Origin of the sequence: Streptomyces sp. NPDC002130, assembly GCF_040296465.1 — a bacterium.
Lineage (GTDB): Bacteria > Actinomycetota > Actinomycetes > Streptomycetales > Streptomycetaceae > Streptomyces.
Genome location: NZ_JBEOXI010001232.1, coordinates 1 through 1,056, shown reverse-complemented (window position 1 = coordinate 1,056; position 1,056 = coordinate 1). Strand labels below are relative to the sequence as shown.

Genomic DNA, 1,056 nt, shown 5'->3' with positions numbered 1-1,056 from the left:
GACCAAGTGAGCGGGGACGCGACGCCGGGCCGGCGCGGGCGCGGCGCCCGGGAAAGCCGCGCCGTGCTGTCCGGTGGCCAGCAGCAGTCTGCGGCGCAGTTGATAAATGTAGGTTTGCAAGGTGGTCAGCGGCCCGTTCAGCAGCCGACACCGCATCATCGACACTGCCGGAGACACTCACTCGGTAATCGTCGTCGGCGACAGCGTCGTGGACGAGTCAGGGGATGTGATCGGTAGCTCCGGCTTCTACATCGACGTCACCGAAACCCTCGACAGCACCGTGAAGGCATCCGTCGACGAACTGGTCAACGAAATCGCCACGTCTCGCGGAGTCATCGAGCAAGCCAAAGGCATGCTCATGGTGATCTACGGCATTTCAGCCGATCGTGCCTTCGATATTCTCGTGTGGCGTTCCCAAGAAACCAACGTGAAACTCAGGGATGTTGCCGAGCAGTTGATCGTTCGCGCCCTGGACGACTTCCGGGTCCCGACGCTTCTCCGTACCCGATTCGATCACTTGCTGCTGCAGGGTTGAATCACCAATGGGTTGAGGGATCTGCAGGGTCGAGGGATCTGCTTGAGGCGGTTCCCGTGGCTGGCTGCTCAACCTCGAGGAACCTCGCCCGCATTGATTCCGGGACGGTCCGATGCGGCCTATCCCCGTTGTTACCCAACACCGGGTAAAAGGAAACTACTCCTGGTCAGACTTTTTGTCGGAGGAGTCCTCGACCAGTTCAGGTGCTTGTTCTCGCGTTGCCATTCCGCCGTCGCCGCCCTTGTCCACGGGCCCTGGGTGCCCACCCTTGGGCGACTGGTCGTTGTCGTCTTTGTCGGTCATACGATTGTCCTCATCATCTCGTGGTCCAGGTCCTGGAGCCGGCGCAAAGACCGGGACCCAGCTCCATCTCAATCTAACGCGCTCAGGACTTCTCGCAACCCTCACCGATTTTGTTTGCATTTCAGTGCTTTCGGGCAGGTGAGTGCGAACAGCAGTTCCACGATGAGAGGTCGATTCCAGTGCGCGCAGTGACTTGGCAAGGCAAACGGAAAGTAAGC

At 59.9% G+C, this 1,056-nt stretch carries 2 protein-coding genes; one reads left to right on the top strand and one right to left on the bottom strand.

All coding sequences use genetic code 11. The features are described from left to right. Window positions 1–121 precede the first annotated feature (121 nt). Window positions 122–535 (top strand): ANTAR domain-containing protein, encoded by a 414-nt coding sequence (locus tag ABT116_RS49870; RefSeq protein WP_351648381.1) that lies wholly within the window; start codon window positions 122–124, stop codon window positions 533–535. 156 nt (window positions 536–691) lie between these two features. Here ABT116_RS49870 and ABT116_RS49865 read toward each other — a convergent pair whose 3' ends face one another. Beyond that, on the bottom strand, window positions 692–838 hold the full coding sequence (locus ABT116_RS49865; RefSeq protein ID WP_166813326.1) for a hypothetical protein: 147 nt from the start codon (window positions 836–838) through the stop codon (window positions 692–694). Window positions 839–1,056 lie beyond the last annotated feature (218 nt).